General features: G+C 55.9%; 19 protein-coding genes, 1 tRNA gene and 1 pseudogene. 13 read left to right on the top strand and 8 right to left on the bottom strand.

The window, feature by feature from the left end:
* Positions 1 to 33 precede the first annotated feature (33 nt).
* Positions 34 to 240: a hypothetical protein gene (locus tag ACCC96_RS10910; RefSeq protein ID WP_019582831.1), complete on the bottom strand. Its 207-nt coding sequence runs from the start codon at positions 238 to 240 to the stop codon at positions 34 to 36.
* 132 nt (positions 241 to 372) lie between these two features.
* Here ACCC96_RS10910 and ACCC96_RS10905 point away from each other — a divergent pair, with 132 nt between their 5' ends.
* Both ACCC96_RS10905 and ACCC96_RS10900 read left to right on the top strand, forming a co-directional pair.
* On the top strand, positions 373 to 678 hold the full coding sequence (locus ACCC96_RS10905) for a hypothetical protein (protein ID WP_258672940.1): 306 nt from the start codon (positions 373 to 375) through the stop codon (positions 676 to 678).
* 166 nt (positions 679 to 844) lie between these two features.
* A complete protein-coding gene (locus ACCC96_RS10900) occupies positions 845 to 1,162 on the top strand; it encodes an I78 family peptidase inhibitor (protein ID WP_413695801.1) in 318 nt (105 codons plus the stop codon).
* Between the two features lie 72 nt (positions 1,163 to 1,234).
* On the opposite strand, the gene ACCC96_RS10895 is transcribed toward ACCC96_RS10900, so the two are convergent.
* Both ACCC96_RS10895 and ACCC96_RS10890 read right to left on the bottom strand, forming a co-directional pair.
* Complete coding sequence (locus tag ACCC96_RS10895) at positions 1,235 to 1,447, bottom strand: cold-shock protein (RefSeq protein ID WP_003179963.1); 213 nt, start codon at positions 1,445 to 1,447, stop codon at positions 1,235 to 1,237.
* 290 nt (positions 1,448 to 1,737) lie between these two features.
* Positions 1,738 to 2,040 (bottom strand): hypothetical protein, encoded by a 303-nt coding sequence (locus tag ACCC96_RS10890; RefSeq protein WP_018930277.1) that lies wholly within the window; start codon positions 2,038 to 2,040, stop codon positions 1,738 to 1,740.
* Positions 2,041 to 2,413: 373 nt separating this feature from the next.
* On the opposite strand from ACCC96_RS10890, the gene thrS reads away from it, so the two are divergent.
* From thrS to rz1, 10 genes and pseudogenes are all read left to right on the top strand, one after another.
* Complete coding sequence (gene thrS / locus ACCC96_RS10885; RefSeq protein WP_413695800.1) at positions 2,414 to 4,336, top strand: threonine--tRNA ligase; 1,923 nt, start codon at positions 2,414 to 2,416, stop codon at positions 4,334 to 4,336.
* Positions 4,336 to 4,887, top strand: a complete 552-nt coding sequence (gene infC, locus ACCC96_RS10880; protein ID WP_172435341.1) for a translation initiation factor IF-3 — start codon at positions 4,336 to 4,338, stop codon at positions 4,885 to 4,887. Before thrS ends, infC begins: the two co-directional genes overlap by 1 nt.
* A gap of 60 nt (positions 4,888 to 4,947) precedes the next feature.
* Positions 4,948 to 5,142, top strand: a complete 195-nt coding sequence (rpmI, locus tag ACCC96_RS10875; protein ID WP_002553160.1) for a 50S ribosomal protein L35 — start codon at positions 4,948 to 4,950, stop codon at positions 5,140 to 5,142.
* 28 nt (positions 5,143 to 5,170) lie between these two features.
* Positions 5,171 to 5,527 (top strand): 50S ribosomal protein L20, encoded by a 357-nt coding sequence (rplT, locus tag ACCC96_RS10870; protein WP_007905879.1) that lies wholly within the window; start codon positions 5,171 to 5,173, stop codon positions 5,525 to 5,527.
* Positions 5,528 to 5,636: 109 nt separating this feature from the next.
* Positions 5,637 to 6,653, top strand: a complete 1,017-nt coding sequence (gene pheS, locus ACCC96_RS10865) for a phenylalanine--tRNA ligase subunit alpha (protein WP_007940232.1) — start codon at positions 5,637 to 5,639, stop codon at positions 6,651 to 6,653.
* Positions 6,654 to 6,679: 26 nt separating this feature from the next.
* Positions 6,680 to 9,061: a phenylalanine--tRNA ligase subunit beta gene (pheT, locus tag ACCC96_RS10860; RefSeq protein WP_413695799.1), complete on the top strand. Its 2,382-nt coding sequence runs from the start codon at positions 6,680 to 6,682 to the stop codon at positions 9,059 to 9,061.
* 3 nt (positions 9,062 to 9,064) lie between these two features.
* The gene (gene ihfA, locus ACCC96_RS10855; protein WP_002553164.1) at positions 9,065 to 9,367 is read left to right on the top strand and encodes an integration host factor subunit alpha; all 303 of its coding nucleotides are present in this window, start codon (positions 9,065 to 9,067) and stop codon (positions 9,365 to 9,367) included.
* Positions 9,348 to 9,704: a MerR family transcriptional regulator gene (locus tag ACCC96_RS10850; protein WP_003179985.1), complete on the top strand. Its 357-nt coding sequence runs from the start codon at positions 9,348 to 9,350 to the stop codon at positions 9,702 to 9,704. Before ihfA ends, ACCC96_RS10850 begins: the two co-directional genes overlap by 20 nt.
* Positions 9,705 to 9,793: 89 nt before the next feature.
* A tRNA-Pro gene (locus ACCC96_RS10845) sits at positions 9,794 to 9,870 on the top strand.
* A 478-nt stretch (positions 9,871 to 10,348) separates the two neighbouring features.
* Positions 10,349 to 10,459 (top strand): annotated as a pseudogene (gene rz1 / locus ACCC96_RS10840) (lysis system o-spanin lipoprotein Rz1); the annotation flags it as partial.
* Here rz1 and ACCC96_RS10835 read toward each other — a convergent pair.
* The 3 genes from ACCC96_RS10835 to ACCC96_RS10825 all read right to left on the bottom strand — a co-directional run bounded on the left by ACCC96_RS10835 (position 10,436) and on the right by ACCC96_RS10825 (position 12,850).
* A complete protein-coding gene (locus tag ACCC96_RS10835) occupies positions 10,436 to 11,314 on the bottom strand; it encodes a sterol desaturase family protein (RefSeq protein WP_258672943.1) in 879 nt (292 codons plus the stop codon). The pseudogene rz1 and the gene ACCC96_RS10835 overlap by 24 nt on opposite strands.
* Positions 11,315 to 11,514: 200 nt before the next feature.
* Positions 11,515 to 12,141, bottom strand: coding sequence for a LysE family translocator (locus tag ACCC96_RS10830; RefSeq protein WP_026345860.1), 627 nt, complete (start codon positions 12,139 to 12,141; stop codon positions 11,515 to 11,517).
* Between the two features lie 319 nt (positions 12,142 to 12,460).
* Positions 12,461 to 12,850: a MerR family transcriptional regulator gene (locus tag ACCC96_RS10825; RefSeq protein WP_019582817.1), complete on the bottom strand. Its 390-nt coding sequence runs from the start codon at positions 12,848 to 12,850 to the stop codon at positions 12,461 to 12,463.
* A 74-nt stretch (positions 12,851 to 12,924) separates the two neighbouring features.
* Between ACCC96_RS10825 and ACCC96_RS10820 the strand changes: the two genes are divergently transcribed.
* Complete coding sequence (locus ACCC96_RS10820) at positions 12,925 to 14,004, top strand: SDR family oxidoreductase (protein ID WP_258672945.1); 1,080 nt, start codon at positions 12,925 to 12,927, stop codon at positions 14,002 to 14,004.
* Positions 14,005 to 14,263: 259 nt separating this feature from the next.
* Here ACCC96_RS10820 and ACCC96_RS10815 read toward each other — a convergent pair whose 3' ends face one another.
* Together ACCC96_RS10815 and ACCC96_RS10810 are read right to left on the bottom strand one after the other, a co-directional pair.
* The gene (locus ACCC96_RS10815; RefSeq protein WP_018930267.1) at positions 14,264 to 14,470 is read right to left on the bottom strand and encodes a hypothetical protein; all 207 of its coding nucleotides are present in this window, start codon (positions 14,468 to 14,470) and stop codon (positions 14,264 to 14,266) included.
* Between the two features lie 93 nt (positions 14,471 to 14,563).
* Complete coding sequence (locus ACCC96_RS10810; RefSeq protein WP_413695798.1) at positions 14,564 to 15,955, bottom strand: aldehyde dehydrogenase family protein; 1,392 nt, start codon at positions 15,953 to 15,955, stop codon at positions 14,564 to 14,566.
* Positions 15,956 to 15,973 lie beyond the last annotated feature (18 nt).

The following is a 15,973-nucleotide window of genomic DNA, read 5'->3' as shown; positions in this document are numbered from 1 at the left end:
AGACCCGCAGGTGCCAGCCTGCGGGTTTTTCCGCTACTCGGTATCCGTTACGCCCATGTAGTCGGCAGGGTATCTCTCGAGAACCTGGGTAATGAAGGTCTGGGCGGCCTGCGTCCCCAGTTCCTTGACCAGCAAATCGATACCAATGATTGCCAGCTCTTCCGGAGTGCCCGGGCTGTAAGAGCTGTGACCCTGTGGCCACTTGATTGTGATATTGGCGTCGATGCTTACGGTGGTCATGATGGGGCTCGTGAAGTCGGGAAAGTCTGAGTGTCGAGTTAACCATTTTGCAGGACGTTTGGCACTCCGACTTAGGCATCAGGGGAGGGCTATGCGACACTTGGTCTTTGACGAATTTTCAAGGATTGTGCTGTGCAGATCGATTTGAACACTCCTGACGGCTTGACCCTCGAAGCAGTGCGTCAGCTACTGGCCTCTGCCAGCGACGATGAGCACACCCAGTTGCGGGTCACCAAGGGCGGCATCGCCTACATTTCGTCGGGTGTCGTGGGCGGTACTGATATCGACGGGCTGCGGTTTCGCCTGGAAACCTGGGCCAAGGGCTCGGGCTATGTCGGATTAGTCGCAGCCAGCGACGAGGTCTGGGTCATGCAGATCTTCAACGCGTTGAAAGACAACTGGCCGAATCCGCCGTTCGATTACATCGACGTCTATTGAACGCTGTTCATATTCAGTCACGATTGCGGGATGAACGGTAGGGCGATGCTCAGGCAAACTCGCCACTCGTCCAGACTGAGGGCAGGGTGATAGCGCCCGCCTTGAAACCAAACGCCAAAATGGCGGTCGCACGATCTCTGCTTAATTTTTGAAAAAAGGAGGCTTCATGCCTTGGAAGCTCGCGTCATTGGGTACGTTGTTGGCCGCCACTCTGCTGGCTGGTTGCAGCAGTACGTCCACCGATTCGGCAAAAGACCCTGTGGCGACCGATACCGGCCACAGCCGTTGTGAAGCAAAGGCTGCCGAATTCACCATTGGCAAAAAGGCTTCGCCCCAATTGCTGGAGCAGGCACGAACCCGTGCAGGCGCGCAGAATGCCCGGTTCCTCAAGCCTGATGACATGGTGACCCTGGAATACCGCTCAGACCGCCTGAACCTGAACACCGATAACAGCCTGGTGGTCACTCGAGTCAACTGCGGCTGATTGTTTCAGGCTTTTGTTTCGCCCATAAAAAACCCCGTCACATGGACGGGGTTTTTTTAGTGCGCCAGAAAATTACTCTGGGCGAACTTGTGCAGCTTGCATACCCTTTTGGCCTTTCTCAGCCACGAAGGAAACGGTTTGGCCTTCTTTCAGGCTTTTGAAACCGTCGCTTTCGATAGCTTTGAAGTGTACGAACAGGTCGTCACCGCCACCTTGAGGAGTGATGAAGCCGAAGCCTTTTTCATCGTTGAACCATTTAACGGTGCCGGTTTGGCGATTAGACATGGTGTATCTCCAAGAAACATATATTTTCAGTAGTACTGTGCTGCTCAGGCCAACTGGGCACACCGGAGTATCATAGTCGAAATGTTCGCTTTGGGAGCCCCCCGGACGTGCTGTTTGCCCTACAGTCGCGTTCTCTTTGTTGCTCTGTATGGCTGAAAGCCCCGTTTTAAAAGGCTTTCAGCCGAAAGTAAAGACAATAAAAAAAGCTGTAAAACCTGCATAAATCGTACGAAAAAGCTGAAATCCATCACTTTTTATCAGCGTTGGGCCGAGTCAAAAGGACTTTTTCCTCACTTTTTCGCCGGTGCATTGGCCTTGCATTTGGCGATCTCGCCCAGTGCCTTCTGTTGCAGTTCCGGGGTGGCCTTGTTGTCCATCAGCGACTGAATATCGCTGGCCGGGTAGGATTTGATCGCGTCGGCGCCACAAGCGCAGTGGGATTTTGCCGCAGCAGCGCCAATCTGAGGGGAAGCCGCCTGTGTGCACTGAGCCATGTACTTCTCGCGCTCACCCTTTGGCCAGTCGGCGTGGGCCGCCAGCGGCAGCAACAGGACGACGGGTGCGACTACTGCGAATAAACGATTCAGACGCATGCTGAGATGCTCCTTTCGGGTCAATGTCTTTTATCTGATGGGTGACACGGGGTTCAAGTTCAGCACTCTGGCACAAAAAAGCCTGATTTGCCCCAGCAGAAAACCTCAGTGCATCGATGACCGTTCATCTGTGCTAGCATGCCTGGCTCGGGTGTTTGCAGGCTCCGGATGACCTTCCGTCCCGGCAGCGGCAAATGCGCGAATAACCCTGATTTGAATCCCAGTCACTCTGGTTCGGTTTTCCGGTTGGCCGCAAGGCTCCTGCCGCTGTAAGGCAGGCGTTCGTCATTGAATGGCCTGGATCGGATCTTGTACTGGCTCATCCCAACCCACGTGACCTTTGGTAGGGGTCACCACTAGGAGAGGAGGCGCCATGCCAACTATTACTCTTCCCGACGGCAGTCAACGTACATTCGATCACCCGGTTTCCGTAGCCGAGGTCGCCGCATCCATCGGTGCAGGCCTGGCCAAGGCCACCGTAGCCGGCAAGGTCAATGGCAAGCTGGTCGACGCCAGCGACATCATCGACAGCGATTCTTCGCTGCAAATCATTACGCCAAAGGATGAAGAGGGGCTGGAGATCATTCGCCACTCTTGCGCCCACCTGGTTGGCCACGCGGTCAAGCAGCTGTACCCGACGGCCAAGATGGTCATCGGTCCGGTCATCGAAGAAGGCTTCTATTACGATATCGCCTTCGAGCGTCCTTTCACGCCCGACGACCTGGCCGCCATCGAACAGCGCATGCAGCAGCTGATCGAAAAAGATTACGACGTGATCAAGAAAGTCACTCCGCGCGCCGAAGTGATCGAAGTGTTCAAGGCTCGTGGCGAAGACTACAAACTGCGCCTGGTCGAAGACATGCCGAACGAGCAGGCCATGGGCCTGTACTATCACGAAGAATACGTCGACATGTGCCGCGGTCCGCACGTGCCGAACACGCGCTTTCTGAAATCCTTCAAGCTGACCAAGCTGTCCGGCGCCTACTGGCGTGGCGATGCCAAGAACGAGCAATTGCAGCGCGTTTACGGCACCGCATGGGCGGACAAGAAGCAGCTGGCGGCTTACATCCAGCGCATCGAAGAAGCTGAAAAGCGCGATCACCGCAAGATCGGCAAGCGCCTGGGCCTGTTCCACACCCAGGAAGAGTCGCCGGGCATGGTGTTCTGGCACCCGAACGGCTGGACTCTGTACCAGGTGCTCGAGCAGTACATGCGCAAGGTTCAGCGCGACAACGGTTATCTGGAGATCAAGACTCCACAAGTCGTTGACCGCAGCCTGTGGGAGAAATCCGGGCACTGGGCCAACTACGCCGACAACATGTTTACCACTCAGTCGGAAAACCGCGACTACGCCATCAAGCCGATGAACTGCCCGTGCCACGTGCAGGTGTTCAATCAGGGCCTGAAAAGCTACCGCGAGCTGCCAATGCGTCTGGCCGAGTTCGGTGCCTGCCACCGTAACGAGCCGTCGGGTGCGCTGCACGGCATCATGCGCGTTCGCGCCTTCACTCAGGACGATGCTCACATCTTCTGTACTGAAGAGCAGATGCAGGCCGAATCCGCCGCGTTCATCAAGCTGACCATGGACGTCTATGCCGACTTCGGCTTTAAAGAAGTCGAAATGAAACTGTCCACTCGTCCGGAAAAACGCGTCGGTTCCGACGAGTTGTGGGATCGCGCCGAAGCGGCATTGGCCGCAGCCCTTGATAGCGCGGGCCTGCCGTACGATCTGCAGCCGGGCGAGGGTGCGTTCTACGGTCCGAAGATCGAGTTCTCGCTGAAAGATTGCCTCGGTCGCGTCTGGCAGTGTGGTACCCTTCAGCTCGATTTTAACCTGCCTGTCCGTCTGGGAGCCGAATACGTCTCTGAAGACAACAGTCGCAAGCACCCGGTGATGTTGCACCGGGCGATCCTGGGTTCCTTCGAGCGCTTCGTCGGAATTCTGATCGAGCACTACGAGGGTGCATTCCCTGCGTGGCTGGCGCCGACCCAGGCAGTGATTATGAATATCACTGATAAACAAGCCGATTTTGCCGCCGAGGTTGAAAAAACTCTCAACGAAAGCGGATTTCGTGCCAAGTCTGACTTGAGAAATGAAAAGATCGGCTTTAAAATCCGCGAGCATACTTTGCTCAAGGTTCCCTATCTCTTGGTTATCGGAGATCGGGAAGTCGAGATGCAGACTGTCGCTGTGCGTACTCGTGAAGGTGCTGACCTGGGCTCGATGCCCGTCGCCCAGTTCGCTGAGTTTCTCGCGCAAGCGGTTTCCCGGCGTGGTCGCCCAGATTCGGAGTAATTATTATTAAGCGTGAAATGAGACAAGATAAACGAGCTGCACCGAAAGCCCCGATCAACGAGAATATCTCGGCACGCGAGGTTCGGTTAATTGGGGCTGAAGGTGAACAGCTTGGGATTGTGTCAATTGAAGACGCGCTTCTTAAGGCTGAAGAGGCCAAACTGGATTTGGTGGAAATTTCCGCCGATGCAGTACCCCCTGTTTGCAAACTGATGGACTACGGCAAATCGATCTTCGAAAAGAAGAAGCAGATTGCCGCGGCCAAGAAAAACCAGAAGCAAATTCAGGTTAAAGAAATCAAGTTTCGTCCAGGGACGGAGGAAGGGGATTACCAGGTAAAACTGCGCAACCTGGTACGTTTCCTGAGTGACGGGGACAGGGCCAAGGTATCCTTGCGATTCCGCGGCCGTGAGATGGCCCACCAGGAGCTGGGGATGGAACTCCTCAAGCGAGTTGAAGGTGACTTGCTCGAGTACGGTTCGGTCGAACAGCATCCTAAGATGGAAGGACGCCAGCTGATCATGGTCATCGCCCCGAAAAAGAAGAAGTAATCAACAGGGCACGGCAGGCCTTCTGATTATGTTTATCAACTGAATGCGGAGTATCCGAACATGCCAAAAATGAAAACGAAAAGTGGTGCTGCTAAGCGGTTTTTGAAAACTGCTAACGGTATCAAGCACAAGCACGCTTTCAAGAGCCACATCCTGACTAAAATGTCGACCAAGCGTAAGCGTCAACTGCGCGGTAGCAGCTTGCTGCATCCGTCTGACGTGGCAAAAGTCGAGCGCATGCTGCGCCTTCGTTAATTTTAGTCAAGAATAGAGGAAGTAACTCATGGCTCGTGTAAAGCGTGGCGTCATTGCCCGTAAACGTCACAAAAAAATTCTGAAACTTGCTAAAGGCTACTACGGCGCTCGCTCGCGCGTATTCCGTGTTGCCAAGCAAGCGGTAATCAAGGCAGGCCAATACGCCTACCGTGACCGTCGTCAGAAAAAACGTCAGTTCCGCGCTCTGTGGATCGCTCGTATCAACGCTGGTGCACGTATCAACGGTCTGTCCTACAGCCGTTTCATCGCCGGCCTGAAAAAAGCGTCCATCGAGATCGACCGTAAGGTTCTGGCTGATCTGGCAGTGAACGAAAAAGCGGCGTTTGCTGCGATTGTCGAGAAAGCTAAAGCCACCTTGGCTTAAGTACCCCCGACAGTCACCCGGCCTCACCTCTGTGGGGCCAGGTGTTAAACGTCATAAATAGGGGAAGAGCCTTCAAGCTCTTCCCCTATTTTGTATCTGGAGTCTGTACATGGAAAACCTGGATGCGCTCGTCTCTCAAGCACTAGAGGCTGTGCAAAGCGCTGAAGATATCAATGCCCTGGAGCAAATCCGGGTTCACTACCTTGGTAAAAAGGGTGAATTGACTCAGGTGATGAAGACCCTGGGGAATTTGCCGGCAGAAGAGCGTCCGCAAGTCGGTGCGCTGATCAACGTTGCCAAGGAGCGTGTCACAGAGGTTCTCAATGCGCGCAAGGCGTTGTTCGAGGAGGCCGATCTTGCGGCCAAGCTCGCCGCCGAATCCATTGACGTGACCCTGCCTGGCCGCGGCCAGACCTCAGGCGGTCTGCATCCGGTTACCCGGACTCTGGAACGTATCGAGCAGTTCTTTACCCACATCGGCTACGGCATCGCCGAAGGCCCTGAGGTCGAAGACGATTACCACAACTTCGAAGCGCTCAACATCCCAGGCCATCACCCGGCCCGGTCGATGCATGACACCTTCTATTTCAATGCCAACATGCTGCTGCGCACCCATACCTCGCCGGTACAGGTCCGCACCATGGAATCGAAACAGCCGCCGATCCGCATCGTCTGCCCAGGCCGTGTGTACCGTAGCGACTCCGATATCACCCACTCGCCGATGTTCCACCAGGTCGAAGGCCTGCTGGTCGACCGCGATATCAACTTCGCCGACCTGAAAGGGACCATCGAAGAGTTCCTGCGCGTGTTCTTCGAAAAAGAACTGGCCGTGCGTTTCCGTCCTTCGTACTTCCCGTTCACCGAGCCATCCGCTGAAGTCGACATGGAATGCGTGATGTGCAGCGGTAAAGGCTGCCGTGTCTGCAAACAGACTGGCTGGCTGGAAGTCATGGGCTGCGGCATGGTTCACCCGAACGTGCTGCGTATGTCCGGGATCGACCCGGAAGAGTTTTCGGGCTTTGCCTTCGGCATGGGCGTTGAGCGTCTGGCCATGCTGCGTTACGGCGTGAACGACTTGCGTCTGTTCTTCGACAACGACTTGCGGTTCCTCGCGCAATTTCGCTAGTCGTAACGAATTCTTAGGAGAGCAGGATGAAATTCAGTGAACAATGGCTGCGTGGCTGGGTAAGCCCGCAGGTAAATCGCGACGAGCTGGTTGCTCGTCTGTCGATGGCCGGTCTTGAGGTCGATAGCGTTACGCCGGCCGCCGGTGAATTCAGTGGTGTGGTAGTGGGCGAGGTGCTGAGCACCGAGCAGCACCCGGACGCCGACAAGCTGCGCGTTTGCCAGGTCAGCAGTGGCGCGGAGACCTTCCAGGTTGTGTGCGGTGCGCCAAACGTGCGCCCGGGCCTGAAGATCCCGTTCGCCATGATCGGTGCCGAACTGCCAGGCGATTTCAAAATCAAGAAAGCCAAGCTGCGTGGCGTTGAATCCAGCGGCATGCTGTGCTCCCAGGCTGAGCTGCAAATTGGCGAAGGCAACGACGGCCTGATGGAATTGCCGGCCGATGCGCCGGTCGGTCAGGACATTCGTGAATACCTGAACTTGGAAGACGCCAGCATCGAGGTCGACCTGACCCCGAACCGCGGTGACTGCCTGTCTCTGGCCGGTCTGGCCCGTGAAGTCGGTGCGCTTTATGCTGCTCCGGTGGTGCGCCCGGCCATTGCCAGCGTTCCTACCGTGCACGACGAAGTGCGTTCGATCGAAGTGCTGGCGCCGAACGCTTGCCCGCGTTACCTGGGTCGCGTGATCCGTAACGTTGACCTGTCCAAGCCTACGCCACTGTGGATGGTCGAGCGCCTGCGTCGCGCCGACGTGCGCAGCATCGACGCCGCCGTCGACATCACCAACTACGTGATGCTGGAACTGGGCCAGCCGCTGCACGCATTCGATCTCGCCGAAATCAATGGCGGCATCCGCGTGCGCATGGCCGAAGATGGCGAGAAGCTGGTGCTGCTTGACGGTCAGGAAGTCAGCCTGCGTAGCGATACGCTGGTGATCGCCGACCACACCCGCGCCTTGGCTATCGCCGGCGTCATGGGTGGCGAGCACAGCGGCGTCAACACCGCGACCACCCGCGATATTTTCCTGGAAAGCGCGTTCTTCGACCAGATTGCCGTTGCTGGCAAGGCGCGTTCCTACGGCCTGCACACCGACGCTTCGCACCGCTACGAGCGTGGCGTGGACTGGAAGCTGGCCCGTGAAGCCATGGAGCGCGCCACTGGCCTGCTGCTGGACATCACCGGTGGCGAAGCCGGCCCGATCGTCGAAACCGTCAGCGAGCAGCATCTGCCATCGATCGCTCCGATCACCCTGCGTGCCCAACGCATCACCCAGATGCTGGGCATGGAAATGGATTCGGTCGAAGTCGAGCGTCTGCTCAGCGCTTTGGGCCTGACCATTACTGCCGATGGGGCAGGGCAGTGGCGCGTTGAAGTGCCAAGCTTCCGTTTCGATATCAGCCTGGAAGTCGACCTGATCGAAGAGCTGGCCCGTCTGTACGGCTACAACCGTCTGCCGGTTCGCTACCCGCAAGCCCGTCTGGCACCACAAGCCAAGGCTGAAGCGCGCAGCGATCTGCCTGAGCTGCGTCGTCTGCTGGTGGCCCGTGGTTATCAGGAAGCGATCACCTATAGCTTCATCGATCCGAAACAGTTCGAGTTGTTTAATCCGGGTGTCGAGCCGCTGCTGCTGGCCAACCCTATTTCCAACGACATGGCGGCCATGCGTTCGTCCCTGTGGCCAGGCCTGGTCAAGGCGCTTCAGCACAACCTGAACCGCCAGCAGGATCGCGTCCGCCTGTTCGAAAGCGGCCTGCGTTTCGTCGGTCAGCTGGAAGGCCTCAAGCAAGAGCCGATGCTGGCCGGTGTGGTGTGCGGTAGCCGTCTGCCGGAAGGCTGGGCGCAAGGTCGCGATGTCGTGGATTTCTTCGACGTCAAAGCCGATGTGGAAGCAGTGCTGGGCTTCGCCGGTGCACTGGACGCGTTCACGTTTGTGCCGGGTAAACACCCAGCGTTGCATCCGGGTCAAACCGCACGCGTCGAGCGTGATGGTCGCTTGGTCGGCTACGTCGGTGCCATCCACCCTGAATTGTCGAAAACCCTCGGTCTCGACCGTCCGGTCTTCGTTTTCGAGCTGGTTTTGGCCGAAGTGGCTTCGGGCAAAATGCCAAAATTCAGCGAGTTGTCGCGCTTTCCTGAAGTGCGTCGTGACTTGGCATTGATTGCGGCCACGGACGTGGCAGCCAGTGCTGTGCTGGATGTAATCCGTGAAAATGCAGGCGAATGGCTCACGGACCTCAGGCTATTTGACGTGTATCAGGGTAAAGGCATTGATCCTGATAGAAAAAGCCTTGCGGTCGGCTTGACCTGGCAGCATCCATCGCGCACTCTTAATGATGATGAGGTGAATACCGCAACGCAAAACATCCTCACCTCGCTCGAACAAAGGTTGAACGCCACGTTAAGGAAGTGACGTATGGGGGCTTTGACGAAAGCTGAGATGGCGGAACGTCTGTACGAAGAGCTGGGCCTGAACAAGCGGGAGGCCAAGGAATTGGTCGAACTGTTTTTCGAAGAAATCAGGCACGCGCTCGAAGACAACGAACAAGTCAAATTGTCCGGTTTCGGCAATTTCGACCTTCGGGACAAACGCCAGCGGCCTGGCCGCAATCCGAAAACGGGAGAAGAAATCCCGATCACGGCTCGCCGTGTGGTCACCTTTCGTCCAGGGCAGAAGTTGAAGGCCCGAGTTGAGGCTTATGCTGGAACCAAGTCATAACGACGAACTACCCGTCATCCCGGGCAAACGCTACTTCACCATTGGTGAAGTCAGCGAGCTGTGTGCGGTAAAACCACACGTGCTGCGCTACTGGGAGCAGGAGTTTCCTCAACTCAACCCCGTCAAACGCCGCGGAAACCGCCGGTATTATCAGCGCCAGGACGTGCTGATGATCCGGCAGATCCGCGCGCTTCTTTACGATCAGGGGTTCACCATCGGCGGCGCACGCTTGCGTTTGTCCGGCGATGAAGCCAAAGACGACACCACCCAATACAAACAAATGATCCGCCAGATGATCGCCGAGCTGGAAGATGTTCTGGTGGTCCTCAAGAAATAAATTCCTGCTTTTAAATACTTCCAGTTTTCAAAAGCTTGCGATATATTCTTGAGCGTTCCTCGAGATGAGGGACAGAGTCAACGCCTAGTCGGGGCGTAGCGCAGTCCGGTAGCGCACTAGCATGGGGTGCTAGGGGTCGAGTGTTCGAATCACTCCGTCCCGACCATATTTTTCAATGACTTAGCCACCTTTTGGTGGCTTTGTTATTTCTGCCCCAGTGACTTTCCAAGCGAGCTAGGGCTTTTATCAAGCTGACTCCGGCACTGCATTCCCCCCAACTCTACCGAAGTTTGCCGACACTTCCTGGCATACAGGTTCAAGACCCGAATGATCCGCGGAAGCGCGATGTTCAGCGGTATATGGCATTTATCAGCCGACCACCGGAAGCCATCACGCTGAATGCGTTTCTGATGGGCAATCCTGATGTGGCAGTCATCCTGAAATAGAGCTGAAGCAATCATGCATACCCGCCATTGAGCGAGTTTATTTTGACCGGAGAAAAGTGATACCGAGCTCAACCAGAAAGCCCAGAAGGAAAAGACCGATGGCCTTACCGAAAATGAAAAGCTTCGCCGCGATGCTGCTGACTCTGCTCGCCGGCTGTGCAATAAGGGAAGTGCCAGTGGTGGGTATGGTGCCCGGTACCGCTAGCATCGCCCGCTTGGGCGATGCAGGAACCATCGAACTCTCTGCCGCTTCTGGATCAACTGCTTTCGATATCCGCGCCGGGATTATTGTCGATCAAGCAGCTCTGAGGACGCTGCAGCAGTATGTGCGCGAGGTGTGCTTGCGGTAGATGCACTGTCATTGCGCCAAGACAAAAATGCTTGCTTGAATGGCTTCTGAGGCGAGACATCGTTGAGAAGGCCCGTTTCCACCCATTCTGCTTTTTTCGGCAATCGTAGTGTGCCAAACACCAGGTCTAAAATCGGAAAGAACGCTGCATAGTTTGAGTTGTGATATTGAGCTTCCTTCCCGTGATGCAGTCTGTGCCATTGTGGGCCCGATATTATTCGGGTGAAGGGTCCTAATGAGAAGCGGACATTTGCGTGATTGAAGTAGCCCCAGCCACTGAACAGTATCAATGAGCCTAGATAGGGAACCATGTTACCTCCGCATATTATTGCGGTCGGTATGTGGGCAAGAAAAAAGCCGATTAATGCACCTCCTACGCTCTGGCGTAGAGAGGTTGAGGCATTCATATGCGTATCGCTGTGATGCACCCTATGGAATGCCCATAGAGCTACATACTTGTGCTCAAGTCGATGGGTCCAGTATTGGAAAAAGTCCCAAATGAATGCATATACAAGAGTGGCAAGGATGCCACCTAATATGCCTTTTGATTGCCAGTCCGGTACGATGCGTTCAAGCAGAGATATGCTGGGTAAAAGTTGCGCGCATCGATTCAATAGCGGTGCGGCAAGGGCTAAGCCGACTAGCAATAGAATGAAGACTTTGACGTTGTGCCACCTACCGCTTAGGCCCGAATCGGTTACAGCTGGTCTGCACCATTCAAATAACCAAACGCCACCCGTCATCATGACTGCGACCATCACTTCCTTCGAGTTGCCTTGAAACACCTGAATGATGTATTGCAGGAAGTCGTTCATTGCTGCCTCATTTTTTGTGGGCGAGTCTACAGAGAGCCAGCTAGGCAGGTCCAATGCAATCGATGGTTGTCGGGCCAGAACCGATCACCCCGCGCCTCGATTTCAAGCAGTCTGGCGCGAAGCCTTAAAGTCGTCAGCGTCATAATCACAGAAACCCAGCGAGGCTGGAATTCCAGCCCCGCAGCGCCAAGACATTGATCCTATTTTTGGCTGAGCGCCGCTATCGATACTCCCGAAGCGACGAAGGTGAGTCCTGCCCCTACGTTCAGGCCATTTACCAGCCGTGGGCTCTGACGCAAAAATCGGGACAGTACAGTGGCAAATACGCCCATAAGTGCGAATCCCACTGCCGTAAGTGCGGCGAACCATATGCCGTACACCAGCATCTGCACGCTCACTGAGCCGCGTTGTGGGTCGACGAACTGCGGGATGAACGCAAGGACGAAAAACCCAGGCTTCGGATTGAGTGCCGCCGAGAGTAATCCAGTGAGGAAAATGCTCGGCAGTGATTGCCGAGTCGCTGGCTGGAAGCTAATCAGGCTACGAGAGCGCAGGACTTTTATGCCAAGCCAAAGCAAATAGCCGGCGCCGATAAGCTTGATGACCCAGAAGGCAACGGCGGACGTCTGCATCAGCAAAGTCAGTCCTAGCGAAGCGGTTGCCACATGAAAGAGAATTCCCGCGCCAGATGCCATCCCCGACACGATAGCGGCGATCTTGCCCTGGCTGAGTCCTCGGCCTACGGCCAGCAGATTGTCCGGGCCTGGTGCGAGCACCAATAGCAAGCACGCGGCAGTATAGGCAAGCCAGATATTGATCGGAAACACGGCATTCTCCTTAAGCCTCACCGAGGCATCCATCCTCACGTAGCACCAGAATGTGCTCGTACCAGGCTGCAAAGTCAAAGCCACTGCATTTGAGAATATGTGTTTGAAGAGCCTATTCGCGGGCTTGTTACGCAGCGGCTAACGTGCGGCTGCGATTATGAGTTTGAACCAGTCGGCACGGCTTGACGGCCATTTAACCACGCAAGGTCTGTTGGGCGGACGCTTACTGTCCAGGGCTGGCCAGAAGGTTTTAGAAAGTGCGTTAGGGGGCTTGAAACTCTAAGCAGGCTGCAGCTTCCGTCTTCTAGATGCTGACAGTTCAGTTGGAAGAGTTGTTCAGTTGCTGAAGCTCAAGTTGCTTGGCAGCACTGGCTTCGAGGTTTGCACGCTCTTCATCCAGATACCGATAAATGCTTTGGAGGTTGGCGATTTTCTGTTTGATTTCTGCCATCTTCTTTTCAATTAGCTTAGCGCCGTCAGCACAATCGATCAGCTTGTTCCGCTGCGCATCCAGAATCTCGCCTATTTCCCCCAGGGAAAACCCCATGCTTTGCGCGCGCTGGATAAAGTCCAGATCCTGCAGAGTTTGCGCTGTGTAAACGCGATAGTTGTTAGTTTGCCGCAGCGATGAGATCAGGCCGATTTGCTCGTAGTAACGCAGCGTATGGCGGCTGGCGCCACTGCGGGCTTCGAGTTCGCCGATTTTCATGAAAACACCGCTTGACTGTAGAGTTGGGTCGATAGTTTACGCTTGATTTCTCACCTTAAACAAGGAACAGGGAAATGAGCGTGGAGTGCTTTGTCACGGGGGGGACCGGCTTCATCGGTCAACATTTGGTGGCGTACCTGAGTGCAAAAGGTCACACCATTCGGGTGTTGATGCGTCGCCCGGAGCGACTAGATGCACTGCGCGAGCAAGTCGACAATTTGGGAGGGAACGCAACCCGGGTATTTGCCGTAGCTGGCGATCTAGAACGGGACAACCTCGGGTTGAGTCTTGCTGACCGAGAAGTGCTAAGGCACGCCAGAGTCGTATTCCACCTGGGCGCCCATTTCGCTTGGGGGCTTTCAGTGGAGCATTCTCGTGCGGTGAATGTGGAAGGGGCAAAGCGCGTGGCGCTGTTGGCGGCTGAGCAAAAAAGCCGGTTAGTGATGATCGGCGGCTACATGCTGAAAAATCATGAACATCTGCAGCGCATCGGAATTGATCCTCGTTATCCGGAGCTGACGAATTGGCCTGCCGTCTACCGACATGTCGGTGGTTACGAGGGGAGCAAGCTGGAGGCGCATTTTGCGACCCTGGAGGTCATGTCCGCCAAGGGCGGGGAGATGACCGTTGTCCACCCCGCGACGGTTTGTGGCCACAGCCGCACGGGGCATATCCTTGACGGTCAGCCGCTGGTGGAGCTGATACGCAACCTTGTGCAGGGAAAGCTGACTGCAGTGCCCGGTACTGCCGAGCACTGGCTGCCACTGGTTACCGTGGATTACCTGGTTGAGCTGGTGGCGGTTTGTGCTTTTGATCCTGCCATGGTGGGCCAGGAACTGCTGGCGCTTGATGACCAAACTCCCAACTTGCGAGAACTCCTGGTACAGGTGGCACAGCCCGTTGGCTTAAAGTCTCCCAAGTATTACATTTCGCTCCGATTGCTGAAGTTGCTACTGAGTATTCCTCCCGTCGCGCGGTTTTTGAATACAAAACCTGAAGCCTTGGACTTTATCCAGACCACTCGTTTTGATACAGCGGCGGTCGAGCAATTTGCCAACAGGCATGGAATAGCCAAGCCGGATATACGTCAGTCATTGCAGCACACTGCCACGTTCGTCAACTCAAATTGCATAGCCAAGGGCAAGGCTCGCTAGCAATGACGGCAGAGCACGCGGAAGTTGCTAAGCGATTGCTCATCCCATGTGACGGTGAAGTAATGAATATCCAAACCGTAAGGAGCGAGAGCAGGTACCTGGAAAATGGCCAGCTCTGCTGAAATAGTTGGCATTCGGGTTCAAAAAGGCTTCGATAGATGACTTTGATAGCGCTATGAGGACGGGGAAAGCATCCAAAAAATTTGCACCTGGGTTATTCGCCCAGCCTTCACCTCAACCGCCGTTTGACTCATGCGTCTTAATGCAGAGTCGAAATCCTTCGACTCTCTCCAATCCTGATCCGATCAAGCGCCCGATTTAGTGCATCCAAGGCATCCAGGAGGGCTTTCGCCTCAGCTTCCCGGCCATCACCCCAAAGGCGTTCTGCCATTTTGTTCAGGGCCTGGATGGAGCGCTCAATTTCAGCAGCAGTCGCCGCTTTGCTTTCCGGTTGCTTCTTCAACATGAGTACCCAGGGAGGACGAGAATTAATTAAAAAGGGTCGCGAGATTTTACCTCGCGACCCTTTTTATTTGTCTCAGTTTTACTATTGATGCAATCAGCGCCGATCCAACCAAACCGTCTGCGCATTGCAAAACTCTCGCACCCCAAAATGCGACAGTTCCCGGCCAAAACCGCTTTTCTTCACACCACCAAACGTGACACGCGGGTCCGTCGCGCAATATCCATTGATGAACACACCACCAGTTTCCAGTTCACCAGCCATCTGCTCCGCAAGCTGAACATTGCCTGTGTAGATAGTTGAGGCGAGTCCGAATTCGCTGTTGTTGGCCAATTCCAGCGCATGGGCGGCGTCGCGTGCGGTGATGATCGAGGCTACCGGGCCGAACAGTTCCTGTTTGAATGAGGTCATTTGGTCAGTGACGTCAGCGAAGACGGTGGGCTCGTAAAAGTTGCCGGGGCCTTCAGCTTTCTTGCCGCCCATCAGCAATGTCGCGCCTTCTTCCAGGGTGTTGCGAACCTGACGATCCAGTTCATCGCGCAGGTCGAAGCGGGCCATGGGGCCAATATAGGTGTCTGGGGCCAGTGGATCGCCGACGATCAGTTGGCGGGTGGCTTCGACGAACTTGCGGGTGAATGCCTGGGCAATGCCTTGCTCGACGATCAGGCGCTTGGCGGCTGCGCAGACTTGGCCGGTGTTCTGATAGCGGCCAATGACGGCGGCTTTGACTGCCTCGTCGAGGTCGGCATCGTTGAGCACAATGAACGGATCGGAGCCGCCCAGTTCCAGCACACACTTTTTCAAGGCCGCACCGGCCTGTGCGCCAATGGCAATGCCGGCCCGTACGCTGCCGGTGAGCGTCACCGCGGCGATGCGTGGGTCGGCGATGGCTGTGGAGACGCCGTCCGGCGTGACGTTGATGACCTCGAAAACACCTTCGGGAAAGTCAGCGTGCTTGAAGGCATCCCGCAACAGCCAGGCGCAGCCCATCACGTTGGGTGCATGTTTGAGGACGTAGGTGTTGCCAGCGATCAGTGCTGGAACGGCGCCGCGCAGGACTTGCCAGATCGGGAAGTTCCACGGCATCACGGCGAGAATCGGGCCGAGCGGGCGGTATTCAATGCGTGCCTTGCCGCCCTCGACCATTGTCGGTTCGGCGCTCAGCATGGCAGGGCCGTGTTCGGCGTACCACTGGCAAAGCTGCGCGCACTTTTCGATTTCACCGCGTGCCTGAGTGATGGGCTTGCCCATTTCCTGGGTGATCATGTTCGCCATTGTGGCGGCGTTGTCGCGCAATACCTGAGCCAGGGTGATCAACAACTGCGAGCGTTGATCGACGGGTTTGCTGCGCCAGACGCGGAACCCGGCAGCGGCGCGCGACAATGCGGCGTCCAGGGTCGATGGGGATTCGAAAGGGTAGTGGCCGATCTGCTCGCCAGTGGCGGGGTTGATCGAAATGGCATGGGTGAGGCTGGAAATTGGGGTCATGACACCGTCCTGCAGGGT

This window comes from Pseudomonas sp. Pseusp11 (assembly GCF_047304405.1).
GTDB lineage: Bacteria > Pseudomonadota > Gammaproteobacteria > Pseudomonadales > Pseudomonadaceae > Aquipseudomonas.
Note: the sequence above shows the minus strand (reverse complement) of the source record. Positions and strands in the feature narration are given on the sequence as shown.